Origin of the sequence: Dyadobacter sp. (assembly GCF_051859145.1) — a bacterium.
In the GTDB taxonomy this organism is placed as follows: domain Bacteria; phylum Bacteroidota; class Bacteroidia; order Cytophagales; family Spirosomataceae; genus Dyadobacter.
On sequence record NZ_JBHYGF010000140.1, the window covers coordinates 1 to 3,355 of the forward strand.

The window sequence follows — 3,355 nt, forward strand, 5'->3', positions numbered from 1 at the left end:
GCATTTAGCCGCGCAGTCTTCCGCAACTGTTGTCGTTTTGATGGGACTTCATAAACTGGAAGAGATCGTCAATATGTATTCAGGTCTGAACAAGATGGACGAACCGATCGCGATCATCCAGAATGGTACGCTGGAAAGCCAGAAGGTAGTAACAGGAAAAATCAGCAACATTCTGCCGCTCTCTAAGGTGAGCGAAATTGGCTCTCCTGCTATTATGGTGATTGGAAAAGTAGCTGCTTTGCCTGATTTGTCTATTCAGAAAGTGAAGGAAATGATGCAGCGGAGCAACTCTGTCGCAAACTAAGTATCAGAGCAGGCGGATCAGCCAGTGAAGATCGATTACCCTCCCCTTCTGGTGAAATTCAAGAAAATAGATAATGCCCGCCAGGATCAAATAGCTGAAAAATAGCCACTTCTTTTTGAGCTCGTACTGATCGTGATGGTGAAAGTAATCGTAGACCATCGCGGCTGTGAATCCGAAGATCATGAATGCAAAGGAAAGTAAACCGCAATCCTGCCGGTACTGCATATAGGTATGTAATGCGGGTGCCCCCAGAACCAGGTATAGCATCCACATACCAAACCCCATCCTATACAAATAAACGCTTAGGCGGCGATCATTTTTGATGTCAAATAATCCTTCCAAATGGGTTCATGCAGGTGATTGAAAGAGTGAATCTAGCAAAATTTGTCAACAAAGCCAACCATTTAGCCTGAGACGGTGGCGGCTGTTACCACAAGCATTTGCTTTCATAATTTGTCCGGAACTATTTTTTTTGTAGAATGCTTCTTTTTGAAAGGATTTAGTAATGAAGACATTTTCTACCAGGCTCCTCCTATCATTTCTTACTGCAATTTCGAGGCTTTCCTGGAAGAAGTTATATCAACTTTCCGACCTGTTCCGCTACCTGATATTTAATGTAGGAAGCTATCGCAAAAACGTGATTATCAGCAATTTAAAGAACAGCTTTCCTACATATAGTGACCAACAAATCCAGGCCATTGCCAAACGCTACTACAAGAACTTTACCGACATTATTTTTGAAACGATCAAGATGATATCCATTTCCAGGGAAGACCTGCTGGAAAGGTTTGATCTTGAAATGCCGATCCTCGACCACTACCAGGAAAGAGGACAAAACGTTGTGGTTATGGCTGGTCACCTCGGCAACTGGGAAATGCTCAATCTATTTGCCTCCGCCAAACTATCCTATCAGATCATCGTCGTTTACCACGAGCTTGCCAACAATGTATTCGATGATTGGTTCCGCAGTTTCCGCACGCGTTTCGGGACAGAAATGGTACCTATGAAAGATGCGATCAGCAAAGCACTTGAACCCCGGGACAAACCATTCCTTTTTGTACTCATCAATGACCAGTCACCTGTTCCGGAAAAAGCTTACTGGACTACATTCCTGCATCAGGATACCGGTTTTTTCAGAGGTGGCGAACTGATCGCGCGCAGGCTGAATGCACCCGTTTTGTATATGGGAATTGCTAAAAGCCGAACAAAAAGGGGCTTTTACAAAGCCAGTTTCAAACTCATTACAGAAACCCCCAGACTTGAACCGACGAATGCGATCCTGCAAAGCCAGATCCAGCATTTGGAAGAAGATATTATTGCACAGCCGGATAACTGGTTGTGGAGTCACCGCCGCTGGAAGCACCGACGGCCGGCCAACCTCCTTCCCAGTCAGCAACGCCAAGAACTTCAAAGTGAATAAACCTGTCAAATTCCTGATCTTACGCTTCTCTTCCATCGGAGATATTATCCTGACAACTCCGGTAGTAAGGTGTTTGAAAAAGCAATATCCAGGCGCTGAGATCCATTATTTTACCAAAAGCAAGTTCGACTTTCTGCTGCGGGACAATCCTTATATTGACAAAATCTGGCTGCTGGAAAAGAACACGAAAGAACTGCTTGCACAACTCAAAGCAGAACACTTCGACTACCTGATTGACCTGCACCATAATGTCCGCACGCTGCGTATCAAGTTTGCCCTGGGCATTCCGATGGTAAGCTTCAAGAAACTGAATGTACAGAAATGGCTGCTGACGCAATTCAAAATCAACTACCTGCCCGACGTGCATATTGTGGACAGGAATATGGATACGCTGAAAGGTTTTGGTATAGTAAATGACGGCGAGGGGCTCGATTACTTTATTCCTTATAAAGACCAGGCAGAAACCGCGTGGCTTCCTGCTGCGCACCAAAACGGGTTTGTTGCCTACGCAATCGGTGGTCAGCACGGCACCAAGAAGTTACCTGTCGAGCGAATGATCGAACTTTGTAAGAAGATCAACTACCCGACCATTCTTCTAGGCGGTCCCGAAGACTTTGACAATGGTGAGAAAATAATGGCCGCATTGCCCGGCGGATTGGTTTTCAACAGCTGCGGTAAATACAATTTCAATCAATCGGCTTCACTGATCCGGCAGGCGAAAATCGTATTTTCACATGATACGGGGTTAATGCACGTAGCGGCTGCATTCAGGAAAAAGGTTTATTCCATCTGGGGCAATACCGTTCCTGAATTTGGCATGTATCCTTATAAAACCGCATTCGAAGTTTTGGAAAGAAAAGGACTGAGCTGTCGCCCCTGTTCCAAGATCGGCTACAAATCGTGTCCGCAGAAACACTTCAAATGCATGAACGAGATTTCATTCTCTTTCCCGATCAAAGAACTACCGCCTGAAAAATAGTGTTATTTTTCCTGATCAATTAAAGGCAAATCCACCAACCCAGATTCATGACAAAAAAAGTAAACATAGGTTTGGTACAAATGAGCTGTACCGCTGATGTTGAAGCCAATTTTCAGAAAGCAACTGTAAAAATCCGCGAGGCAGCCGCAAAAGGCGCTAACATCATCTGCCTGCAGGAACTTTTCAAATCCCTTTATTTCTGCGATGTGGAAGACCACGCCAATTTTGCATTGGCCGAGGCCATTCCCGGACCGTCTACCATACAGCTTGGTGCACTCGCCAAAGAACTGGGGGTTGTGATCATCGCGTCACTGTTCGAGAAGCGCGCTCACGGTTTATACCATAACACCACTGCCGTGCTGGATGCAGACGGTGCTTACCTGGGTAAATACCGCAAAATGCATATCCCCGATGATCCGGGATATTATGAGAAGTTCTATTTTACGCCCGGAGATGCACCTACCGGCGATCCGCAGGAGCAAGGTGACAAAGACGGTTACCGCATTTTTGAAACAAAATTTGCGAAAATCGGTGTGCTGATCTGCTGGGACCAGTGGTACCCGGAAGCAGCGCGGATTACAAGTTTAATGGGCGCGGAGATCCTTTTCTACCCTACCGCAATCGGCTGGGACACCAATGAGACTGACCCGGC

Annotated in this window: 4 protein-coding genes and 1 pseudogene; 4 read left to right on the forward strand and 1 reads right to left on the reverse strand. The window is 45.9% G+C overall.

Annotated features, from left to right (window positions below; genetic code table 11):
- A pseudogene (locus ACTIE6_RS09750) lies at positions 1–304 on the forward strand (uroporphyrinogen-III C-methyltransferase); the annotation flags it as partial.
- A gap of 3 nt (positions 305–307) precedes the next feature.
- On the opposite strand, the gene ACTIE6_RS09755 reads toward ACTIE6_RS09750, so the two are convergent.
- Entirely contained in the window at positions 308–589 is a 282-nt protein-coding gene (locus ACTIE6_RS09755) for a hypothetical protein (protein ID WP_439556456.1), read from the reverse strand.
- A 220-nt stretch (positions 590–809) separates the two neighbouring features.
- Here ACTIE6_RS09755 and ACTIE6_RS09760 point away from each other — a divergent pair, with 220 nt between their 5' ends.
- From ACTIE6_RS09760 to ACTIE6_RS09770, 3 genes are all read left to right on the forward strand, one after another.
- The gene (locus ACTIE6_RS09760) at positions 810–1,724 is read left to right on the forward strand and encodes a lysophospholipid acyltransferase family protein (RefSeq protein ID WP_439556457.1); all 915 of its coding nucleotides are present in this window, start codon (positions 810–812) and stop codon (positions 1,722–1,724) included.
- On the forward strand, positions 1,717–2,703 hold the full coding sequence (locus ACTIE6_RS09765; protein ID WP_439556458.1) for a glycosyltransferase family 9 protein: 987 nt from the start codon (positions 1,717–1,719) through the stop codon (positions 2,701–2,703). The genes ACTIE6_RS09760 and ACTIE6_RS09765 overlap by 8 nt, the downstream gene beginning before the upstream one ends.
- A gap of 47 nt (positions 2,704–2,750) precedes the next feature.
- A partial coding sequence (locus tag ACTIE6_RS09770; protein WP_439556459.1) for a nitrilase-related carbon-nitrogen hydrolase occupies positions 2,751–3,355 on the forward strand: 605 nt, incomplete at its 3' end.

What these genes read in the sequence shown, in the direction of transcription:
- ACTIE6_RS09755 (WP_439556456.1), bottom strand. Translation starts at nt 589, where the DNA reads ATGGGGTTTGGTATGTGGATGCTATACCTGGTTCTGGGGGCACCCGCA.
- ACTIE6_RS09760 (WP_439556457.1), top strand. Translation starts at nt 810, where the DNA reads ATGAAGACATTTTCTACCAGGCTCCTCCTATCATTTCTTACTGCAATT.